The 21,167-nt window shown below is 66.6% G+C and carries 18 protein-coding genes; 9 read left to right on the forward strand and 9 right to left on the reverse strand.

From position 1 onward, the window contains the following. The first annotated feature begins 116 nt into the window (after positions 1-116). From R2733_03060 to R2733_03075, 4 genes are all read left to right on the forward strand, one after another. Positions 117-356 (forward strand): hypothetical protein, encoded by a 240-nt coding sequence (locus tag R2733_03060; GenBank protein MEZ5375462.1) that lies wholly within the window; start codon positions 117-119, stop codon positions 354-356. Between the two features lie 226 nt (positions 357-582). After that, positions 583-3,012: a DNA topoisomerase (ATP-hydrolyzing) gene (locus tag R2733_03065; protein ID MEZ5375463.1), complete on the forward strand. Its 2,430-nt coding sequence runs from the start codon at positions 583-585 to the stop codon at positions 3,010-3,012. A 15-nt stretch (positions 3,013-3,027) separates the two neighbouring features. After that, the gene (locus R2733_03070; GenBank protein MEZ5375464.1) at positions 3,028-5,052 is read left to right on the forward strand and encodes a DNA topoisomerase IV subunit B; all 2,025 of its coding nucleotides are present in this window, start codon (positions 3,028-3,030) and stop codon (positions 5,050-5,052) included. Between the two features lie 70 nt (positions 5,053-5,122). Further along, positions 5,123-5,290 carry a hypothetical protein gene (locus R2733_03075; protein MEZ5375465.1) on the forward strand — a complete coding sequence of 56 codons (168 nt, stop codon included), beginning with the start codon at positions 5,123-5,125 and terminating at the stop codon, positions 5,288-5,290. Between the two features lie 21 nt (positions 5,291-5,311). Here R2733_03075 and R2733_03080 read toward each other — a convergent pair whose 3' ends face one another. The 4 genes from R2733_03080 to R2733_03095 are packed head-to-tail and all read right to left on the reverse strand — an operon-like array spanning position 5,312 to position 10,585. Continuing rightward, positions 5,312-6,304: a TerC family protein gene (locus tag R2733_03080; protein ID MEZ5375466.1), complete on the reverse strand. Its 993-nt coding sequence runs from the start codon at positions 6,302-6,304 to the stop codon at positions 5,312-5,314. Positions 6,305-6,333: 29 nt separating this feature from the next. Further along, complete coding sequence (locus R2733_03085; protein MEZ5375467.1) at positions 6,334-8,442, reverse strand: AAA family ATPase; 2,109 nt, start codon at positions 8,440-8,442, stop codon at positions 6,334-6,336. Continuing rightward, entirely contained in the window at positions 8,439-9,596 is a 1,158-nt protein-coding gene (locus R2733_03090) for a DUF2510 domain-containing protein (protein ID MEZ5375468.1), read from the reverse strand. The genes R2733_03085 and R2733_03090 overlap by 4 nt, the downstream gene beginning before the upstream one ends. Then, positions 9,593-10,585, reverse strand: coding sequence for an endonuclease/exonuclease/phosphatase family protein (locus R2733_03095; protein MEZ5375469.1), 993 nt, complete (start codon positions 10,583-10,585; stop codon positions 9,593-9,595). The genes R2733_03090 and R2733_03095 overlap by 4 nt, the downstream gene beginning before the upstream one ends. Before the next feature lie 218 nt (positions 10,586-10,803). On the opposite strand from R2733_03095, the gene R2733_03100 reads away from it, so the two are divergent. Both R2733_03100 and R2733_03105 read left to right on the forward strand, forming a co-directional pair. Then, a complete protein-coding gene (locus R2733_03100; GenBank protein MEZ5375470.1) occupies positions 10,804-11,160 on the forward strand; it encodes a WhiB family transcriptional regulator in 357 nt (118 codons plus the stop codon). Positions 11,161-11,169: 9 nt separating this feature from the next. Beyond that, complete coding sequence (locus R2733_03105) at positions 11,170-12,189, forward strand: ferrochelatase (GenBank protein ID MEZ5375471.1); 1,020 nt, start codon at positions 11,170-11,172, stop codon at positions 12,187-12,189. 17 nt (positions 12,190-12,206) lie between these two features. Here the strand turns inward: R2733_03105 and R2733_03110 are convergent, their stop codons facing one another. Further along, complete coding sequence (locus R2733_03110; protein MEZ5375472.1) at positions 12,207-13,763, reverse strand: glycoside hydrolase family 16 protein; 1,557 nt, start codon at positions 13,761-13,763, stop codon at positions 12,207-12,209. Positions 13,764-13,867: 104 nt separating this feature from the next. Here R2733_03110 and R2733_03115 point away from each other — a divergent pair, with 104 nt between their 5' ends. After that, positions 13,868-14,245 (forward strand): Rid family detoxifying hydrolase, encoded by a 378-nt coding sequence (locus tag R2733_03115; protein MEZ5375473.1) that lies wholly within the window; start codon positions 13,868-13,870, stop codon positions 14,243-14,245. 168 nt (positions 14,246-14,413) lie between these two features. Here R2733_03115 and R2733_03120 read toward each other — a convergent pair whose 3' ends face one another. Next, complete coding sequence (locus R2733_03120; GenBank protein ID MEZ5375474.1) at positions 14,414-15,889, reverse strand: AarF/ABC1/UbiB kinase family protein; 1,476 nt, start codon at positions 15,887-15,889, stop codon at positions 14,414-14,416. A 65-nt stretch (positions 15,890-15,954) separates the two neighbouring features. On the opposite strand from R2733_03120, the gene R2733_03125 reads away from it, so the two are divergent. Continuing rightward, complete coding sequence (locus R2733_03125) at positions 15,955-16,542, forward strand: GNAT family N-acetyltransferase (GenBank protein MEZ5375475.1); 588 nt, start codon at positions 15,955-15,957, stop codon at positions 16,540-16,542. Continuing rightward, positions 16,539-16,949 (forward strand): hypothetical protein, encoded by a 411-nt coding sequence (locus R2733_03130; protein MEZ5375476.1) that lies wholly within the window; start codon positions 16,539-16,541, stop codon positions 16,947-16,949. The genes R2733_03125 and R2733_03130 overlap by 4 nt, the downstream gene beginning before the upstream one ends. Positions 16,950-16,973: 24 nt before the next feature. Here the strand turns inward: R2733_03130 and R2733_03135 are convergent, their stop codons facing one another. The 3 genes from R2733_03135 to R2733_03145 all read right to left on the reverse strand — a co-directional run bounded on the left by R2733_03135 (position 16,974) and on the right by R2733_03145 (position 21,050). Then, entirely contained in the window at positions 16,974-18,512 is a 1,539-nt protein-coding gene (locus tag R2733_03135; GenBank protein ID MEZ5375477.1) for an AMP-binding protein, read from the reverse strand. A gap of 148 nt (positions 18,513-18,660) precedes the next feature. Next, positions 18,661-20,022: a GH1 family beta-glucosidase gene (locus tag R2733_03140; protein MEZ5375478.1), complete on the reverse strand. Its 1,362-nt coding sequence runs from the start codon at positions 20,020-20,022 to the stop codon at positions 18,661-18,663. Beyond that, a complete protein-coding gene (locus R2733_03145) occupies positions 20,019-21,050 on the reverse strand; it encodes a LacI family DNA-binding transcriptional regulator (GenBank protein ID MEZ5375479.1) in 1,032 nt (343 codons plus the stop codon). Before R2733_03145 ends, R2733_03140 begins: the two co-directional genes overlap by 4 nt. Positions 21,051-21,167 lie beyond the last annotated feature (117 nt).

A 21,167-nucleotide genomic window follows, 5' to 3' on the forward strand; every position in this document is an offset into this window, starting at 1 on the left:
TCCGAACGGTCACGCCCTGTACACGATTCGATTTTGCAATATGATCGGTCGACTCAACTGGCGGCTCCGGCGGCCGATGGAGTCACCACCGCAGCCCAGCACATTGGAGATTCACCGTGTCGCAAGACAACGGAAGAAAAGCGCTTCATGCTTACGTCAGTGATGACGCCCATGACCAGTGGCATGGCTTCGCCGCCGAGCAAGGCGTCAGTGTCAGCGCCATTCTCGAGGCGCTGGCCCCGGAACTGATCGTCGACGACGAGCCGGCCGACGGCGAGAAGCTGAGCGAACGCCTCGACACCGTGATCCGCGCCGCCCGTCGCATCGACGCCGAGCGTCGCCGCCGCCGCCGCTGACCCCAACGCCTCGTATCGGTCCCGATTCGAGGCAGCACAGCCCACCGTCACTCGCCCCACGGCGAACGACCCCCACCTGGTCGGTCCGAAGCACTTCGGCCGGCCATTTTCACGTTCGACGTTCGCGCAGGCTGTGGCGCGATTGCCACGAGATGCGCCCGCAGCGGCGCTTCGGTTCGCTACCGTCTGACCCGCTGCTTGCCCGCGCAGCCGAAAGGAGACGGACTTGGCTACGAACGACGGATTGTTCCCCTTCGCCCGTGAGGTGATCGACGTCCCCGTTGCCGACGAACTCGGCGAATCGTTCCTCGCCTACTCCCTGTCGGTCATCACGTCACGGGCCATCCCCGACGTGCGCGACGGCCTCAAGCCGGTGCAGCGACGCATCCTCTACTCCATGTATCGGATGCGCCTGCTGCCGGAGAACTCGCACCGCAAGTGTGCCCACGTCACCGGCGATGTGATGGGCAAGTTCCACCCGCACGGCGACGCCGCCATCTACGACGCGCTGGTCCGTTTGGGGCAGGACTTCGCCAAGCCGGTCATGCTGATCGACCCCCAGGGCAACTTCGGCACGCTCGACGATCCCCCCGCCGCCCAGCGCTACACCGAGTGCAAGCTGACTCCGGCCGCGATCGATCTCGTCGCCGAGATCGACGAAGAGACCGTCGAGTTCCGTGCCACCTATGACGGCGAGACCCAGGAACCGGCGTACCTTCCGGGCCTCCTCCCGAACCTGTTGGTCAACGGCACGTCCGGGATCGCCGTCGGCATGGCCACGAACATGCCGACCCACAACCTGGTGGAGGTCTACGAAGCCATCAAGCTGGTGATGACCAAACGCCGCCCGAAGCCGACCATCGATGAGCTCATGGCCGTGCTTCCCGGCCCCGACTTCCCCACCGGCGGCATTGCGATCGACGATGATCTGCGCACCATCTACGAGACCGGTCGCGGCTCGATCCGCATGCGGGCCACCGCCGAGATCGTCGACATCACGCGGGCCCGTCAGGGCCTCGTCTTTACCGAACTCCCCTACCTCGTCGGGATCGAGCGCGTCATCTCGAAGGTCAAGGAGCTCGTCAACGCCGGCAAGCTCAACGGTGTTGCCGACGTGAAGAACCTGTCGGATCGCAAGTCCGGCATGCGACTGGTGATCGAGGCCAAGGCAGGCATCAAGCCCGAACTGCTCCTCGAGCAGCTCTACAAGCTGACGCCGCTCGAGGAGAGCTTCGGCGTCAACAACGTCGTGCTCGTCGACGGCACGCCGACCACGGTCGGGCTCTACGACCTGTGCCAGCACTACATCGATCATCGCCTCGACGTGGTGGTCAAGCGGTCCGAGTTCCGACTCCGCAAGGCCACCGAGCGCCTCCACATCATCGAAGGCTTGCTGATCGCGATCGACAACATCGATCTGGTGGTGTCGATCATCCGCACCTCGGCCAATTCTGGTGAGGCTCGCGAACGGCTCATGGACCAGCTCACGCTGAGCTACGAGCAGGCCGAGTGGATCCTCGAGCTCCGGCTCCGCCGGCTGACGGCGCTCGCCTACGACGAACTGGTCACCGAGAAGAACGAACTCGTCACCACGATCGCCGAACTCGAGAAGATCCTCGGCTCCGAGCAGCGTCAGCGCACCATCGTGCTCAAGGAACTCGGCGAGGTGGCCGAGCGCTACGGCACCCCGCGCCGCACCCGCATCATCGGTGCCCACGACGTGCCCGACCTCGAGGCGCTCGTCGAGGCGGTGGTGGCCGACATCGAAGACGACCCGTGTGTCGTCACCCTGTCGGCATCGGGCCTGATCGGGCGTGAACCGATCGGCACATCAAAGTCGTTCACGCCGAGCCGCCACGACGTGCTCGCGGCGTCGCTCACCACGTCGCTGCGATCACCCGTGCTCGCCGTCACGTCCAACGGCCGAGTGCTGTCGATCATCGCCAACGATCTTCCCGAGGTCGGAGGGCGGAGCCGAGGGCGCGATGCCAACGAGGTGTTCTCGGCCGACCGCAACGAGACCATCGTGGGCCTGCTCCCCGGCATCGCCCAGGGTGAGGCCGTCGATCCCCCGGTGCTGTTCGTCACTGCGCTCGGCAAGGCCAAGCGGATCGAACTCCCGGCCATCATCGAGGTCACGAGCGGCCGCCTTGTCATGAAGCTCGACGAGAAGGACCGGATCATCGCCGTGCTGTCGGCGCCGAACGACGCCGACATCGTGATGACCACGACCGATGCCCAGGCACTGCGCACCACCGTCGACAGCGTGAGCATCCAGGGGCCCGCGGCGCGGGGCGTCGCCGCCATGTCGCTCAAGGGGAATGCGAAGATCCTTGCTGCCGGCCTGGCCACCGACGACACCGTGATCATCTCGATCACCGACACCGGCACGGCCAAGTCCACCTCGGTCGAGGAGATCCCGGTCAAGGGCCGCGGCACCGGCGGGGTTCGTCTCACCAAGTTCAAAGACGAGCAGCGACTCGACTACGCCTGGATCGGCGTTCCCGATCGCATCGTCGCCATCGTCGGACAGACCGACGCACCGACCAAGCCCGACAACTCGCCCGAGTCCTTCGCCATGCGCCCGACACGCCGCGATGGGTTCAGCACCACCACTCCCCGCAGGATCCTCCACATCGGCTCGCTCCGTTGGTAGGAAAGTAGCTCGCACATGGCAACGAAGAAGAACGACTACAACGCAACGCACATCCAGGTCCTCGAGGGCCTCGAAGCGGTGCGCAAGCGCCCCGGCATGTACATCGGTGGCACCGGGACCGACGGCCTGCACCACCTGGTCTGGGAGATCATCGACAACGGCGTCGACGAGGCCGCCGCCGGTTTCGCGTCCCACATCGAGGTCGTGCTGCACCGCGACGGCTCCATCGAGGTGAGCGACGACGGCCGCGGTATCCCCATTGACAAGAAGCCCGACGGCCGTACCGCCCTCGAAATCGTGTTCACCGAGCTCCACGCTGGCGGCAAGTTCGGCTCCGGTGCCTACAACTCCTCCGGCGGTCTCCACGGTGTGGGCGCGTCGGTCGTCAACGCGCTGGCGTCCAAACTCGTTGCCGAGGTCGACCGCGACGGCGCCACCTGGCGGCTGTGCTTCGAGGCCCGCGTGCCGGGCAACTACCTGAAGAACGGCACGTTCAAGGAAACGTCGACCCTCGCCAAGGTCAAGGAGATCCCCAAGAGCCGAACCGGTACCCGAGTTCGCTACTGGCCCGATCTCGACATCTTCGATCCCGACGCCGCACTCGAATACCAGCGGGTGCGCGACCACGTGGCTCGGGTCTGCTTCCTCGTCCCCGGGTTGCACATCAAGCTCCACGACCGCCGCACTCCCGGCATCGAGCCCGAGGAGTTCATCGCCGCCGGCGGCCTCGCCGACTACGTCGACTATCTGTCGATCGGCGAGAACATCACCGACATCGTCACCGTCCACCAAGAGGCCAGCTTCGAAGAGAAGGTCCCGGTCGACGGCAAGATGACCGACGTCATGCGGCCGTGCACGGTGGACGTCGCGATGCGCTGGGTCAAGGGCTACGACTCGACCATCGTCAGCTTCGTCAATACGATTCCCACGTCCGAGGGCGGCACCCACGTGAAGGGGTTCGAACGGGCCCTGTCGTTCGTCGCCAACGATCTGCTGCTCGGCGATGCCAAGAAGCTGAAGAAGCTCGCCAAGGACGGCAACGACAAGGCCACGCCGTCCGACGTGCAGGAAGGTCTCGTCGCTGCCATCAAGGTGACATTCCCCGAGCCTCAGTTCAAGGGTCAGACCAAGCAGGAACTCGGTACCCCGGCCGCCCAGAAGATCGTCTACGACGCCGTGAAGGCGGGCTTCGGCGATTGGGCCAGCGGCGGCGGCAAGAAGGTCCAGGTCAACGCACTCAAGGACAAGATGACCCAGGCGGTCCTCAACCGGGTGCTGGCCAAGCAGCAGCTCGAAACCCGCCGCAAGGCCGCCAACCTCGGCAACAACGGCATGCCCGACAAGCTGGCCGACTGCCGCAACCACGGCCCCGACTCCGAACTGCTGATCGTGGAGGGCAACTCGGCGGCCGGACCGGCCAAAGCCGGGCGCGACGCCGAGATCATGGCGGTGCTCCCCTTGCGGGGCAAGGTCGTCAACGCCGGCAAAGCATCACTCAAGCAGGTGCTCGACAACGCCGAGGCGCAAGCCCTCATCACCGCCATCGGCGCCGGCAGTGGGCGCGACTTCGATCTCGCCTCGGCCCGGTACGGCCGCATCATCATCCTGTGCGACGCCGACGTCGACGGCAGCCATATCCGCTGTCTGCTGCTCACGCTGATCTACCACCACATGCGCCCGCTCCTCGAGCACGGCATGGTCTACGCGGCGCAGCCACCGCTCTTCGGTGTGAAGTGGCGGGGCGAGCAGATCTACGCCTTCGACGAGGCCGAGCGCGATCGCATCGGCGCCGAGAAGAACATCGATCCTGGCCGCTGGCAGCGATTCAAGGGTCTCGGCGAGATGAACGTCGACGAGCTGGCGGAGACCACGCTCAACCCCGACACTCGAGTCCTCAAACGCATGGGCATGGCGCACGGTGAAGAGGCCGTTCGCGCCGCCGAGCTGTTCGACGTGCTGATGGGGTCCGATGTGTCGACCCGAAAGGACTACATCATCGGCAACTCCGACCTGATCGACAAGGACCTGCTCGACGTCTGAAGTCTGACGTCTGATGTCTGCGTGGCCGCCAAACGAGGCACGCACCGGGTCGTCGTGGCACACTGAGGCGATGGGCTGGCTCGACAAGATCATGTTCTGGCGGAAGCCGAACCACGAATCGATCATCGAACACGTCGAGGGTTACGAGGTCGACGGTTGCTTCACCCTCCCGGGCGCCCGGCTGCCCGATATCGAGCCGGTCGGCGGCACCAACGAGGAGCGCGACGACAACTGCTGACCTGCGCCGATTGGCGCCGGCTCAGTGGTCGTGGTGCTCGTGCAGTTCGGTGGGTCGGATCCCGAGCTGCTTGGCTCGCTGCAGGCTGAAGACGATGGCGGCGACCAGCATCGTGGCGATGATCGCCAACGACACGTACGTGTTGAGGTGATACCAGTGCGAGATCGTCATCTTGATGCCGACGAAGATCAGGATCGCCCCGAGACCATGGGACAGGTAGTGGAACTGCTCCCGAGCGTTGGCCAAAAGGAAGTACATGGCTCGCAGGCCGAGGATCGCGAACGCATTCGAGGCGAACACGATGTATGGCTCGTGTGACACAGCGAGGATCGCAGGCACCGAGTCGACGGCGAAGATGACGTCGGTCAGCTCGATCACGACCAGCGCCGCGAGCAGCGGCGTGGCGGCCCGCTTGCCGTTGAGCGTGGTGAAGAACTTCTGGCCGTCGAGTTCGTGGCTGACGGGCATGAGCTTCTCGAGGGTGGCCATTCCTCGCACGCTCGCGTCCTCCCCCTCGTCTTCCCGGTGGCGCAGAATCTTGAAACCGGTGAAGATCAAGAACACGCCGAAGATCAGCAGCACCCACCAGAAGGCCGAGATGAGCGCACTGCCGGCGGCGATGAAGATGCCCCGCAGGGTCAGTGCGCCGAAGATGCCCCAGAACAGGACCCGATGTTGATACTTGATCGGGATCGACATGGTGGTGAACAGCAGCGACCAGACGAAGACGTTGTCGACGCTGAGCGACTTCTCGATCAAGTAACCGCTGATGTACTCACCGAACACCTGGCCGCCGTGCACGAGGAAGAGGAAGACGCCGAACGCCACCCCGGTCATCACCCAGACCAACGACTCGATCAGCGCTTCGCGCTGTGTCGGCGCATGGGCCTCACGGTGGCGGTACAGGTCGATGCCGAGCATCACGGCGACGACGACGGCCAGGGCGATCCAGTCGCTGGCCGGCACGTCGATCGACGCGAAGTTGGAGCGGGACGACTCGGCGGCGAGGAGCATCGCGTGATTGTGGCAGCAGATTTGCGCAATCAGCGATCGGGGCGCTCGTTGTTTTCGGCGGCCGCGACGAGCGAGGGCGGCAGCGGGCGCGCATGCACGATGCCCAGGTGCTGCACCGGACGGGTCATCGCCACATAGAGCCGCAACAGACCGGCGTCGAGTTCGGCGATCGCCGCCGGCTCGACGACGACGACGGCATCGAACTCGAGCCCCTTCACCGCATCCGGATCGATCAGCGCCACCGCTGCGGCGCCCGGCAACGAGCCGCGCCCAACCCGGTCATGAGGAATCTCAGCCGACTCGAGCGCAGCGGCAACGAGTTCGAGGTCGGCGTCGACGGCGATGACCGCCAGGCTCTCGGTCTGCTCCCGCAGCACCGCAACCTCCTCGACGACGCTCGGACCGAGGTGGTCGCTCGTCGTCGACACGATCAGCGGATCGGTACCCCCGGGCCGGATCGATCGGGTCGGGGTGATCTCGGGGGTTGCGACGGGTAGCAGCCGGTTCGCCAGGTCGAGAATGCTCGCCGGGACGCGGTAGCCGACGGTCAGTTCGACCACTCGAGCGTTCTCGTCGCCCCGCTGTTCGCTGAGCAGCTCGATCGATCGCTCCCAGCTACGAACGGCGACGGGGCTCGTGGCCTGGGCGAGGTCGCCGAGAATGGTCATCGATCCGCGTTCGGCCCGGCGAGCGAGCAGTCGAAGGTTCATCGCCGAGTGGTCCTGCGCCTCGTCGACCACGAGGTGTCCGTAGGTGGTCGGCACCCCAACGGTACGGTCGACCACTTCATCGATCACACCGAGATCGGCTGCGGTCCACCGCTCGTCGGTTGCCTTCTTGGTCGCCGTTCGGGCCAGCTGGACGATTTCGTCAGGATCGAGGACACCCTTGGCCGCCGCAGCAAGCTTGCGCTTCGAGCTGTACATCTCACGCACGACGACCGGGGCGGAGAACGCCGGCCAGCTCCGGTCGAAGTCCTTCTTGAACTGGGCGTCACGGTTGACCCCGGCGACGAAACCGGGCTGGCCACCCGGGTCGACACCCGGTCGCTCACTGTGCCGACGCCACGCCTCCTGGACGATCATCTGGCGGAAGATGTCACGGGCGGCGTTGAGCGGCAATCGTCGTGCCAACGCCGTCTTCTGCAGCTGCTCGATATCGACGGCATCGAAGCGGATCACCGCGACCCCTGAACGCAACTCGAACCCCTCGGCAGGCACCGAGATCTTGGCCATCAGGAAGCGATCGATGACCTCGACCATGCGACGGTCGCCCTTCACCACTGCGACGGCGTCGGGGTCGACGGCTCGCACCGGGTAGCGAGCAGCCATGAGCCCGGGCACGGTGGCTTGCACCACCGCCGACTCGCCGAGTGAGGGCAGCACGTCGGCGATGTAGCGGAGGAAGAGCGGGTTCGGTCCGACGACGAGAATCTTGCGCTCCTCGAGATGATGGCGATGCTGGAAGAGCAGGAAGGCCGCCCGGTGGAGACCGACGGCGGTCTTCCCCGTTCCCGGTCCGCCCTGGACCACCAGGAGTTCGTCGAGATCGGCGCGGATGATCTCGTCCTGCTCGGCCGCGATCGTGGCGACGATGTCTCGCATCTGCCCGCTGCGAGCCCGTTCCAGTTCGGCGAGCAGCGGATCGGGCAGACCGCCGTGGCTGTCACCGTCGGGATCGGTCAGGTCCTCGTCGAACACGGCGACGAGCGTGCGATCGTCGAGGCTGAAGCGACGGCGGTTGGTGAGTCCGCAGGGATCGACACTGGTCGCTCGGTAGAACGGTGCCGACACCGGCGCTCGCCAGTCGACGACGACCGGATCGCCACCGGCGTCTTCCACGTGGCGGCGGCCGATGTACCAGTGGTCGCCGGGAGATCCGACACGCACCGGCTCCTCGTCGATCCGACCGAAGCTGAGCGGACCGGATCCCGCAGAAAGCTCGGCCTCGCGCTTGCGAAGATGCCACTGGGCGATGCGAGCGTCGGCGGTGTTCTCGTCTCGGACCGCTCGATCGGTGACTTCGCGCGCCGCACGAGCTCGCAACAACATCGCATCGAGGCAGGCGTAGGCGTGGTCGATGACGAGCTGTTCGCTGGCGATGAGTGGGTCGGGCGCGTCGGCCAAAGACTCACTCATGGCTGCGAGGCAGGCGGCGCGCCAGTCGGATCGACATCGGTGATCGACGGTTCGATGGCGCCGCCGAGATCGGCGTAGAGCAAGCCCAAGCCTCCGCCGACCAGTGCGGCAAAAGCGCCGGCAACCAGGCCGCTGATCACCTGGCCGATGCCGAAGGCTGCAGCGTTGTCGCCGACGACCTCGCCAAAATCGATGACCCGGTCGGCCATCGTCAGCTCCGAGCCACCACCGAGCAGCGGCGCAGTGAACAGACTGGCGATGAAGATCATGGTGAAGCCGATCAGCGCCAGCATCGCCAACCGCTTGATGACCGCACGGGTGGCACCGTTGGTGAGGGCGATGCTGCGCCCGATCCCGCCCTGGCCGACCGGCGCGATGAGCGCCATCAGCGGAGCGAACCCGATGCGGGCGAGTCCGGCAAGGAGGCCGACGAAGACCGCGACGAACGCGAAGAGGCCGAGCACCGGGATGACGGCGGCGATCACGCCGAGCGGCAGCACCACGATGAGGTACAGCACCACGAAGGCGGCGAAGAACGCCACGATCGAGCCGATGAGGCGAGGTGCTCGAACGCCCGCTTCGCGCAAGGTGTCGGACCACGACTCGGGCACGCCGGTTCGAGCGGCAAGGACGTGGCGGGCGGCGCACGCCGCCAACGCGATCTTCGCCGCCATCGACAACACCGACACCCCGAGCGCAACGGCGATCCACGACGTGGCACCATCGACGCTGACGGAGTCGTCGTCGTTGAAGGTCAGGACGAGGTCTCGTACGGCAACCCAAGTCGATCCGGCCGCGATGAGGTCGATCGCGAAGGTCAGGACCACCAGCATCGTGAACAAGTGACCGGCCTGGTCGATGACCAGCCGGAAGGTCTCCGACATCCACTGATTGATCGCCGGGAGCCGGTCGCCGGCCTGCGACGGGTCGTGCAAGTGAACGGCGTCACCGAACTGCGGTGGCGGCGGCGCGCTCGGTGACGGTGGACCGCTGCGTTGTGACGGTGCCGGAGCGCCGGGATCCCCGTCGGGGTAGGGCGCAACGTGTTCGGTCCAGCGTTGACCGTCCCAGTAGCGCAACTGGGACCCGTTGGGGTCGGGGTACCAACCGGCGACGGGCTGGTTCGGTTCGGAGGGAGGTGTCGGCGTGGTCATGAGGTGCGGTGCTCGTCGAACGGTGGTCGGTCGTCGAACTCGGCGACCACGCAGGCGTGGTCCGATGCTACGACGCCGTCCACCGGTTCTGAGCCCGCGACCCAACAGGCGACCGGATTGCCGGTCGGCTTCGGTCGGGGCCAGGAGGTGAACAGGTAGTCGAGGCGGCGGCGAGGCCACTGGGCGTCGCTCGAGTGGGGATTGTCTCGGGTCCAGGTGAACCCGTCGCCGTCGCCGCAGGCCGCCCAGGCGTCGGTGAACACGCGGACGGCGTCGCCGTGGTCGCTGTACCCCGGCGCGAGGCCGACCAGTCGTCGTACCTCGTCGGAATCGGGGGTGGCGTTGAGATCGCCGCCGAAGATGAGGGGTCGGTGTTCGTCGGGTGGGGCGTCGAGCAACGCACCCAGCCCGCGATGGTGCTGGTCGAGCCAATGGACAAGATCATCGAGCTGGGCTTGTCGTAGCCGCGAGTCGTCATAGCGCCATTCGAGATGGGTCGTGGCAACGGGTTGTGGCCCGTCGGGGTGATCGAGCAGCGCCCAGAGTCCGGTGCGGTGAGCCGGTCTGCCGGATCGATCGGGGAGGTTTCGCTGATCGGCGTCGAGCACGGGCCAGCGGGAGAGAATCGCATTCCCGAACGAAGTTCGGGACGTGTCAGAGCCGAACGAAGTTCGGGACGTGTCAGAGCCGAACGAAGTTCGGGACGTGTCAGAGCCGAACGAAGTTCGGGACGTGTCAGAGCCGAACGAAGTTCGGCCGGTGTGAGAGCCGAACGACGTTTGGGAGGTGTGGTTGGTGGTGGCGACCCAGTGCATCCCGAGGTGATCGGCCAGGTCTTCGGCCTGATCGTGATGATCGGCGGTGGGGCCGAACACCTCCTGGAGTAGTACGACGTCGGCGTCGATGTCGGCCAGCGCCGCACGAATGGCCGGTTGGCGTTCCTCCCATGGCCCGAAGCGCCACCACAGGTTCCAGGTTGCGACTCGCATGTGTCGCCTCCTCCCCTCTTCGGCGCTCGTGGCGCCGGGCCAGGCCGATGCCGAGTGACGAGGGTACCCCGAAGGCGGAATTGTTTCGCCTGCTCCTTGGTTGGTGCATCCATCGAGGGAATTCGGGCGAAAGGTGTTTCGTACAAGGTGTGACCGGAAAGGACGAGCCCGTTCCGGTAGCGCTGTCGCCACCGCCCCACCAGCAGAAAGTGACCGTCATGGACACCGAGTTCACGCTTCACCCCGACACCGACGTGGCTTGGCAGGACCTCGCCATGTGCAAGGGGGTGACCCATGTGTTCTTCGGTCCCCAGGCGGAGCGTCCCGAGCGGCGGGTCGAACGTGAGGCACTTGCGCTCACGTACTGCTTGTCCTGCCCGGCGATCCTGCCGTGTCGGCGCAACGCCAGACTCAACCATGAACACGGCTTCTGGGGCGGCGAGAACGACGAGCAGCGGGCGGCGGCCGGCTACGCCCCCCGCTCGCCGAGCCGCCGGGCGGTCATCGAGGCTCGTGACCGGTCCAAGCGGACGGTCGAGTACTCACTCGAACAGGCAGGTGCCACCGCCCGCTAGGTTGCGGACGTGTTCGATGCGCTCCTGATCCTGTCGTTCGGCGGCCCGGAGGGTCCCGACGACGTGATGCCGTTCCTGCGCAATGTCACTCGGGGGCGCAACGTGCCCGATGAACGGCTGGCGGTGGTGGCCGAGCAGTACGCGCTCTTCGGCGGCGTCTCACCCATCAACGATCACAATCGAGCGCTGATCGCTGCGCTCGAAGCGGAGTTCGAGACGCACGGCGTCGACCTTCCGATCTACTGGGGAAACCGGAACTGGCACCCCTATCTCGCCGACACGGTGGCGCAGATGGCCGACGACGGTGTGCAGCACGCGCTGGTCTTCGCCACCTCGGCCTTCAGCTCGTACTCCGGCTGTCGTCAGTACCGCGAAGACCTCGAGCGAGCGGCGGTACCGGGAGGCCCCACGCTCGACAAGCTACGGCTCTTTTACAACCACCCCGGCTTCCTCGAACCGGCGGCGGCCAATGTCGCCGAGGCGTTGGCGCAGTTCGATCCCGATCGACGGCCCCGGTTGCTCTTCACGGCGCATTCGGTGCCGACGGCGATGGCGGCGACGTCTGACTATGTGTCCCAGCTCGAAGAAGCTGCGGCGATCGTTGCCGACCTCGCCGGCTACCGCGGCGAGTGGGACCTGGTGTTCCAGTCGCGAAGTGGGCCACCGCAGGTGCCGTGGCTCGAACCCGACATCGGCGACCACCTTCGCTCCCTTGCCGCCGACGGCGTCGACGAGGTCGTGGTGTGCCCGCTGGGGTTCGTCAGCGACCACATGGAAGTGCTCTACGACCTCGACACACTCGCCGCCTCGGTCGCCGACGAGGTCGGCATCACGATGGTGCGGGCCGCCACCGTCGGCAACGCGCCGGCGTTCGTGTCGATGATCCGAGCGCTGGTCGAGGAACGCCGCAACGAGGCACCGCGCCTGTTTCTCGGAGCGTCGGGGCCGTGGCCCGACAGCTGCCCCGAGGGTCACTGTGCGGTGCCCGAACGCCCGACAGGTCGTCCCGGTGGACGACCTTCGAGCTGAGCGAACCGTCGGCGGGCTCAGCCGAGCAGGAGGTCGTCGAGCGCGGTGAAACGGGCGTCGACGATCGTCATCGAGGCACTCGACCACCCGAGATCGGGATACGCGGCAGGCACCATCGATGATCCCCACCACGGGCTGGTGGGACCAAGGAGACGGTCGCCGGCAAGTGTGCCACCGACGGCCAGGTTCACCACGAGCCGCATGGGTGCGGCACGGTGCGGGCCCTCATCGGCGGTGGCCGGCCCGGTCATCCGATCGATCTCGACGCCGTCGATCGACCAGATGAGGAGGCCGGGGCGACGGTCGATCGCAATCGTGTGGGTGCCACCATCGGCGATCGTCGGGATGTCGTTGGCGGTCGACGCCGAACGCAGACGCTCGTCGAACCAGTGGACAGAGGTCGACACTTCGGTGTCGCCCGACGTCTCCAGGAGATCGATCTCGTGATAGCTCGGCGTGTCGTAGCCATCACACATGCCCGGGGCGACGCAGGCCTCCGCGTCGAGAAGCCAGACCGCCGGCCACAGCCCGCCACCGACCGGGATGGTCACGTCGACCTCGAGCAGTCCCCAGCCGAAGGTCGCCTGCGAGATGACCATGCCCGAGTCGAACGGCGCTCGATCGACCCGTGGCTCGGGATGGGGACTCGCGGTCAAGATGACGCGCTCGTCGGTCCGGGTCACCGAGGTGTCGCGGTACTGCTGCGCTTCACCATTGGTCCAGCCGACCGCACCCTCGGCCGGGGTCAGCCAGTGGGGCTCGGTCCGATCGAGCGGTCCGGTGATCCCGGCGATCCAGGCGTCGATCGGCCGGTCGGGGGTGAGCGCAAGCGAAGGATCGACGTACGCGAGCCTCGACCCCGGTCCGGCGCAGCCCCGCTCCCCGACCAACGGCACGCGGTCGAGACAACCGTAGGTCCAGTCGGCGACCGTTGCCCGGTCGACCACTCGATCGAGGACGACGGCGTCGGTCGATGCGCCGGCAACGATCCGAGGCTCGAGCCCAACCGATCGGGCCAGCGACATCACGGCGTCGGTGCGATCGACGCTGAGGGTGGCGAGGCGACCATCCAGGCTGCCGCCGAGTTCGACGATGGCAGCGAGCGTCGCCACCCGCTCATCGAGCGGTGCGTCGAGCGACAACGCCGGCGCGGGCCCGGTGCCGACGATCTCGAAATCACCGACCCGCTCGACCGACTGACCGGCGGCGTAGGCACCCGCCATCGACCGTTCGATGGCGAGCGGGGTCCCGTCGTCGCTGGGGTCGAAGCTCAGCCGCCAGCCGGTGTCGGTCGCCGTGCCAATGGCCGTGTAGTAGCCCGCGAGCGTCGCGGCAGCGTGCTCATCGACCCGCTCGACGCGGTGACCGGTCTGTGACAGCAGCTCGTCGGCGGTATCGATCGCACCCGACGACAACACGGGATCGACATCGGCGAAGACCGGGAGCGTTCGGTCCGTGGTCGTCAAGGCCACGACGACGGCAAGCGCCGCCGACGCGACCGCAATCAGGAAGAAGAGCGCCGAGTGCCGAGAGGGAGTGAGCTCACCCTGCTCGTGGGCGCGCAGAACGGTCATCCCCTCACTATCGACCGTCCGCCGACCAACCTGAGCCAGCGCATCCGTGGTGCCGGGCACCGTCCTCGACCGCCGCCCGTGGCCAGTGGTCCTAAGGTGAGGCGATGCGCCAACCCATCGTCAGCCCGACAGCGAACTCGGTCGGGCCCTACAGCCACGGCATCGATGCCGACCCGTTCGTCTACTGCTCGGGTCAGACCCCCGTCGACCCGGCCACCGGCTCACTGCTCGACGGTGACGTCGGAGCCAGGACACACCGGTGCTTCGACAATCTGTTCTCGGTGCTCGAAGCGGCTGGACTCGGGCCGGAGCACGTGGTGAAGGTCAACGTGTATCTCACCGACATGGACGACTTCGCCGAGATGAATGCGGCCTACGCCACTCGCTTCGAGCAGCCGTTTCCCGCCCGCACCACCATCGGCGTGGCCTCGCTGCCCCTCGGCTCCAACGTCGAGATCGAACTCATCGCCCGCCGCCCCTGACACGACCGCCCCCGGCCCTGCCCCCGCCGTCCGGCCCCACCGCACCACCGCACCAACCTCCGGGGCACCGTCCAAAATCATCCAACCTCCGGGGTTCTGCGCGGCTGAGCGTACGCAGCCCCGGAGCTTTGGCTGGATTGGACGTAGCCCCGGCAGTTGGATGAGCAGTCAGAGGCCCACGTGGGATTCGTGGCGGCCGCGACGCCAGTGCTCGATCTCCTCGCCCATCGGGGTGGACGGTGGGGCGCCGACGAACGGCCACAGTTCCTCGGCCACGCGACGGTAGTTGAGGGTCGCCTCGAGCTGGGCGAGGATCCCGATGAGTCCGAGGGTGATGCGTTGGAGCACCACGAACGACGGCGGCACATTGAGCATCGCCATCAGCTCGCTGTGCGGCCCGGACTTGTCGAACAGGTGGTTGACCCCGCCCTCGGCGTACTCCTGGTCGATCGTGATGACGGCGTCATCCAAGACATAGCGGTAGTAGAAGCGGAAGTAGTCCTCGACCTGCTCGTCGCTGAACGGGGCGTTCGGTTTGAGCAGGCCGGCGTCTTCGACCAGCTTCCGGAAGCCGGCATCGTCGCGCTCGAGCACCATCTTGGTGATGAGGTCTTCGAACAGCTGGGTCTCCTCAGGAGTGAACCGCTTCACGAGGCCGAAGTCGAGGAAGGTGACCCGACCGCCCTTGTCGAAGAGGTAGTTCCCGGGGTGGGGATCGCCGTTGAAGGCATGGAGTCGATAGATCGAGCCGAAGGAGAACCGGAAGATCGTCTCGCCGATCAGGTTCTTCTCGTGTTGGTCCCACGTGAGGACCTCGTCGAACCGATGACCGGTGGCCAGTTCGGTGGTGAGCACCCGAGGGCCCGAGAGCTCGTCGATCACCTTCGGCACGTGGACGCGGGGATGGCCGTCGAAGAACTCGGCGAAGTAGCGCTGGTTGGCGGCCTCGTTCTCGTAGTCGAGTTCCTCGTACAGCCGCTCCTTGAGCTCGTTGGCGATCGGACCCGATTCGAGACCGGGGAACATCGACGACATGGCCCCGAAGATCCAGTCGGCGTTGCCGAGGTCGGAGCGGACGGCGTCGGCCACGCCCGGGTACTGGATCTTCACGGCGACGGCCCGGTCGTCGAGCGTGATGGCCCGGTGGACCTGCCCGATCGATGCCGAGGCGATCGGAATGGGGTCCCACTCGGCGAACAGCTCGTCGGGTCCGGCGCCGAGCTCGGCTCGCAGGGTGGCCGCCGCCAACTCGGGACTCATCGGCGGCGCATCGTGTTGCAGCGACGCCAAGGTCTGGCGCACGTTGTCGGGCAGGCCGGTGTCGATGTAGCTCGCCATCTGCCCAATCTTCATCATGGCGCCCTTCATGTTCCCCAGCTCACGGGTCACGTCGGCGGCCGTTTGCATCTGGAACTCGAGCGCCAGCTCCTCCTTGCGTTCGGCCGAGGCGAAGGTCTGCCGAGCCTTGCTCACCGCATACCGCCGCCCACCTCGCAGGCCCATGCGGGCCAGCCGAAGGTTGCGGGCCGCCATCCGGTTGCCGAGCACCGCCTGCTCGGTGGCGGTGGCCGAACGCCGGCGTACCGCCACGGCGCCGATCACGGACGCAAGCCCGGCGAGTCCGAGGAACCGGCGAAAATTCATCTCTCGATGCTACGAGAAGGCCGGGCGCAGGAGAACTCAGGCGGAAACGCCTCTACCGTGAGGCCATGATCTGTCTGGCGACGCCGCGATTGCTGCTGCGAACGTGGCGGGCCGAGGACCGAGCCGACCTCGATCACCTGTTGAGCGGTGCGGCGTCCTCGGTCGGCAATCTCGTCGATGGCATCGACAACGAGATCACCGACCCGGTCGGCACCCTCCAACGGGCATGGGACGACGACGGCTTCGGGGTGTTCGCGCTGGAGTCACTCGACGACGGTGGCTTCGTCGGACTCGCTGGGCTCCTTCCCGCCGAGGCCAACCACGGTCGCTCGCTCGACATGGTGTGGCGTCTTGGCAACGGCGGCGCGACCGCCGCCGAGACACCGACGGACGACCTCGCCGCCGAGGCGCTCATGGCGGTGATCGACTGGGCATTCGGTCTGCTGGATGTCGACCTCCTCGCCGCGAGCGTGAGCGCAGACGACGCAGCATCGACCGCCACCGCACGAGCGGCGGGACTCAGCAACGGTGCTCGGACGCTCGAGGCATCGACGGGCACGTGGGTGGATCGCTTCTCGATCACGCTCGAGGCATGGCGGGAGCCGGGCGAGCGCACCACGGCACAGCGGGAACCAGGCGAGGTGCGCTCGTGAAGCCGGCGACACCACGGCTACGGCGACTCAGCGACACCGAGATTGCGTCCTATGAGCACCTCGACCCCGCACTGGCTCGCCGGGTCCGGGTCGCGAAGATCCCGCTCCTCCCGGGCCGGTATCTGGGCATGACCCTCGGCCCGCTCGTGCTGATGCAGAGCTGTGAGCCTGACGACGGCACCAGTGCACTCCTCGCGCACGAGTTGGTGCACGTCCGGCAGTGGCGGGAGCAGGGGACGGTCGGGTTCGCGGCCAACTACCTCCGCTCGTTTGCCACCGGCTGGTGGCAGTGCCGACGTTGGCACGAGGCGTATCGCAACATTCCGGCCGAGGTCGAAGCCCGGGCCGAGGCCTCGAAGTGGGCCGAGCAGCGCCGGTGCCTTCCCGACACCGACGCCTCGACCTGATCTCGTCGGCGTTCGGCGAGCGACTCAGCCCTTCACGTCGGCGAACCGTTCACGCAGCTCGCGCTTGAGGATCTTGTTCGAGCCGGTCTTGGGGATCTCGTCGATCAGTTCGATGATCCGGGGCACCTTGTAGCTGGCGAGCTGTTGGCGGGCGTAGCGGTCGATCTCCTCGACGTCGATGACCTTGCCGTCGGGCCCCGGCCCGTTCGGCACGACGATCGCCATGACGGTCTCGCCCCATTGTTCGGACTCGACACCGATCACGGCGACCTCGTAGATCCCTTCGTGCTTCTCGAGCGCCGCCTCGATCTCGGCGGGATAGATGTTCATCCCGCCGCTGATGATCATGTCCTTCTTGCGGTCGCAGATGAAGAGGTAGCCCTCGTCGTCGCGGTAGGCGATGTCGCCGACGGTGTGCCAGCCATCGCGATCGTCGGCGGCGTACTTTTCCTCGGCCTTGTAGTAGGTGTCGAACACCGACGATGCCCGCACGAACAACTCGCCCGGCACGTTGGGTTCGTCGATCGTGTTGCCGTCGTCGTCGAACAGGGCGACCTCGACGAATGGCGCCGGCTTGCCGCACGATCCGGGCTTGCGCATCTGGTCTTCGGGGGCCAGGACGGTGTTGACGCCCATCTCGGTGGAGCCGTAGACCTCCCACAGCGACTCGGGCGGGAAGTCCTTGATGTACGCCTCTTTGAGCGGGTGCGGCCAGGGCGCAGCGTTGGCGATCATGATCTTCATGCTGGACGTGTCGTACTTTGCCTTGACCTCGTCGGGGAGGTTCACCACCATCCGGATCGGGGTGGGCGCCGAGAAGGTCGATGAGGCCTTGTAGGTGTCGATGAGGCGCAGCCAGTCCTCGGGGTCGAACTTGTGCTGCAGCACCACGGTGTTGCCGAGCGTGTGAGCGATCCCGGCGAAGCCCCCGGGACCGCTGTGATAGAGCGGGCCACAGGTGATGTAGACATCGCCGGGGCCGTAGCCGATCAGGTTCAGCAACCCGGCGCCCTGTTCGGGCGACGAGGTGGCGTGGCGCACCGCACCCTTGGGATTGCCCGTCGTGCCCGAGGTGTAGATCATCGTGCCGGCGGCGGCCTGGTCACGGTCGACCTCGGCGTCAGAACCGAAGAAGTCGTCCTGCGAGATCTGGCCTTCGAGGGGCTCCCCACCGAAGATCACGACCTGCTTCACGGCCGGGATCTCGCCGCGGATCCGGGCGAGCAACGGGGCGAACTCCACGTCGGCGAAGATCAGCTCCGAGTCGGAGTTGTTGATCACGTAGACCGACTCGGGGTCCGAAAGGCGGTAGTTGAGCGGCACCGAGATGGTGCTCGCCTTGCGGGCGGCGTGGTAGAAGGCGAAGACCTCGAGCGAATTCTGCCCGAGCCACATCACCTTGGCGCCGGCGTCGATCCCCGCATCGACGATGCCATTCGCCAGTCGATTGGCGCAGGCGTTGAACTCGGCGAAGGTCATCTGCCGGGGCTCCTGCCCCGGTCGATCGTCGACGACGGCGACCTTGTCGGGTGTGGCCTGGGCGTGGGCGGTGAGCAGATCCATGAGTCCCCCTCGGACGCTGGGAAGCAGTGCCATCGAAACGATGTCACCGAAACGATGCCTTCGAGGTGACAGGCGTCACCACGAACCGCAGTCTGTCGCGAAGCGCCACTCGGTGCCACTTCGCCGCGGCGCACTCAGGGGTGCATGATCACGCCGTCGGCTCGTGCCACGGCTCCACGGCGTTCGCCGACGCGACGGCGGCGTACCACCCCGCGCTGGCCTTCGGCCGCCGTTGCTGGGTCTCGAGGTCGACCTCGACGAGTCCGAACGTGGGCCCGTAACCCCAGGCCCATTCGAAGTTGTCGAGCAGCGACCAGGCGAAGTATCCGTCGATCGGCACGCCGCGGTCGATGGCGTCGGCCACCTGGTTGAGGTGACGAGCGAGGTAGTCGATGCGGTCAGCGTCGTCGATGCGATCGCCGATTCGGTCGTGATCGGCCATGGCCGCCCCGTTCTCGGTGATCATGATGCGGGGGAAGCCATGACGTTCGTGCAGATCGTTCAGCAGCTTGCCGAGGGACGGCGGATGGATCTCCCACTTCATGGCGGTTTCGGCGCCCCGGCCCTGCTTCTCACCGAAGAACGCACCGATCAGTTGGCGGGTGTAGTAGTTGATACCGAGTACGTCGATCGGCTGGGCGATCAAGTCGAGGTCGCCGTCGAGGACCTCGGCCTGGTCCCAGGCCAATCGTTCGGTGGCGAAGGCCGGGTACCCGCGGCCACCGAGGGGGTCGGAGTACCACCGGTTGTCGTACTCGTCGATCAACTGCTGACGTTCGAGCGCCGCCGGTGAGTCACCGATGCGGGTCACCGGCGTGAAGTTGAGGACGATGCCGACGTTGGCGTCGGGCACTGCGGCGCGAACGGCCTGCATGCCGAGGCCATGCGCCAACAGGATGTGGTGACTGGCCGCCAGCGCATCGGAGAGACTCGAGCGTCCGGGCGCGTGTTCACCGGTGAGGTAGCCGAGGTTGGCGATCACCCATGGTTCGTTGATCGTCATCCAGTTCTTCACGCGATCACCGAGTCGCTCGGCGACCGCGGACGCGTACTCGGCGAAGGCCTCGGCGGTCGCTCGGACCGGCCACCCGCCACGGTCTTCGAGGACCTGAGGAAGATCCCAGTGATAGAGGGTCGGGTGCGGCTCGATGCCGGCCTCGAGGAGCCGGTCGACCAGCCGATCGTAGAAATCGAGTCCGGCCTGGTTGATTGGACCCGTTCCGCCAGGGAGGACCCGAGGCCAGGCGATCGAGAACCGATACGCGCCCAGCCCCATGTCGGCCATCATCGCGACGTCGTGGTCGTAGCGGTGGTAGTGGTCGCACGCCACCGTGCCGTCACTACCGTCGGCGATCACGCCAGGCTGGGTGCAGAACCGGTCCCAGATGCTCTCGCTCTTCCCGTCGACGTCGTGCGCCCCTTCGATCTGGTAGGAGGAGGTCGCCGTGCCCCATCGGAATCCTTCGGGGAATCGCCGAGGCGCGGTGTCAGGTGGGACGGGGGTGGTCATCGAGGTGCTCCGTTCGGGTCGGGCGGGGCGGTCGAGCGGCGCTCGACCAGGGTGGTGCCGAGTTCGATCCGGCGTTGCGCTTGTGGGTCGTCGCTCGCCATCAACTCGAGCACGAGCCTGGCTGCCGTGGCGCCGTGGTTCCTGATCGACTGATGGATGGTGGTGAGGTCCTCGACCCAGGCGATCGGGTGATCGTCGACGCCGATCAGCGAGAGATCGCGGGGGACGTCGAGACCGCGTTCACGTACGGCCCGCAGGGCGCCGAAGGCCATCTCGTCGGACATTGCGAACACCGCCGTTGGCCGGGGGTCGAGATCGAGGAGTTGATTCATGGCTTGGTAACCCCCGTAGACGGTGAAGTCGCCACGAACTTCGAGATCGGGCTGCGGCGTCACTCCTGCGGCCGCCAGCGCCTGGAGGTAGCCGCTCCGGCGATGACGCGACACGTCGAAACCCATGGGGTCCTCCGGCTGGCCACCAATCAACGCAATCGAGCGGTGACCCAGGTCGAGGAGATGCCGAGTGGCGAGCTCGCCGACTCGTACGTCGTCGATGACCACGCTCGACATCCCGTCGAACTCGAGACCGATACTGACCGCCGGCATGTCCCGGTGACCGAGCCGATCGATGTCGGACCGACGCAACGCCACATCGACCAGGACCACGCCACCAGTTCCCGGCGGAAGTGAGCTGGACATCAGCCGGTGGCGAGCCTGCTGATCACCCGTGACGTAGATGAACAGTTCGAATCCCTCGGCCGAGAGCGCCGACTCGACGCCGGCCATGACGGTGGAGAAGTACCAACTGTCGAGCGCAGGCACCACCAATGCGACGCCGGCGCTGGTCTTGCTGGCCAGACGGGCCGCCGACGCGTTCGGCCGGTAGTTGAGTTCGTTGGCGACCTGCTCGATCCGCATACGGGTCTCGTCGCTCACGTTGCTGTGCCCACGAAGCGCCCGACTCACCGTGGCGCTCGACACGCGCGCCGCACGAGCGACATCGGCAATCGTGGCGGGTTTTCGCTCCATGGTGACACCTCTCGTGCCGGCTGCGTCGAGGACTCAGCAACCAGGCGGGGAGAGTGTAAACGTTTGCAGTGCCGAGCAGCACGTCGTGGTCGAGCCGACGATGTCATGGCGGGCGGG

It is taken from the genome of Acidimicrobiales bacterium, from assembly GCA_041394265.1.
In the GTDB taxonomy this organism is placed as follows: domain Bacteria; phylum Actinomycetota; class Acidimicrobiia; order Acidimicrobiales; family SZUA-35; genus JBBQUN01.

Excerpts from the sequence above, each read along its gene's own strand:
- R2733_03125 (MEZ5375475.1), top strand. The coding sequence starts at position 15,955 with ATGATCTGTCTGGCGACGCCGCGATTGCTGCTGCGAACGTGGCGGGCC.
- R2733_03075 (MEZ5375465.1), top strand. The coding sequence starts at position 5,123 with ATGGGCTGGCTCGACAAGATCATGTTCTGGCGGAAGCCGAACCACGAA.
- R2733_03090 (MEZ5375468.1), bottom strand. The coding sequence starts at position 9,596 with ATGACCACGCCGACACCTCCCTCCGAACCGAACCAGCCCGTCGCCGGT.
- R2733_03135 (MEZ5375477.1), bottom strand. The coding sequence starts at position 18,512 with ATGGATCTGCTCACCGCCCACGCCCAGGCCACACCCGACAAGGTCGCC.
- R2733_03145 (MEZ5375479.1), bottom strand. The coding sequence starts at position 21,050 with ATGGAGCGAAAACCCGCCACGATTGCCGATGTCGCTCGTGCGGCGCGC.
- R2733_03110 (MEZ5375472.1), bottom strand. The coding sequence starts at position 13,763 with ATGACCGTTCTGCGCGCCCACGAGCAGGGTGAGCTCACTCCCTCTCGG.
- R2733_03115 (MEZ5375473.1), top strand. The coding sequence starts at position 13,868 with ATGCGCCAACCCATCGTCAGCCCGACAGCGAACTCGGTCGGGCCCTAC.
- R2733_03070 (MEZ5375464.1), top strand. The coding sequence starts at position 3,028 with ATGGCAACGAAGAAGAACGACTACAACGCAACGCACATCCAGGTCCTC.
- R2733_03085 (MEZ5375467.1), bottom strand. The coding sequence starts at position 8,442 with ATGAGTGAGTCTTTGGCCGACGCGCCCGACCCACTCATCGCCAGCGAA.
- R2733_03095 (MEZ5375469.1), bottom strand. The coding sequence starts at position 10,585 with ATGCGAGTCGCAACCTGGAACCTGTGGTGGCGCTTCGGGCCATGGGAG.
- R2733_03100 (MEZ5375470.1), top strand. The coding sequence starts at position 10,804 with ATGGACACCGAGTTCACGCTTCACCCCGACACCGACGTGGCTTGGCAG.
- R2733_03140 (MEZ5375478.1), bottom strand. The coding sequence starts at position 20,022 with ATGACCACCCCCGTCCCACCTGACACCGCGCCTCGGCGATTCCCCGAA.
- R2733_03120 (MEZ5375474.1), bottom strand. The coding sequence starts at position 15,889 with ATGAATTTTCGCCGGTTCCTCGGACTCGCCGGGCTTGCGTCCGTGATC.
- R2733_03080 (MEZ5375466.1), bottom strand. The coding sequence starts at position 6,304 with ATGCTCCTCGCCGCCGAGTCGTCCCGCTCCAACTTCGCGTCGATCGAC.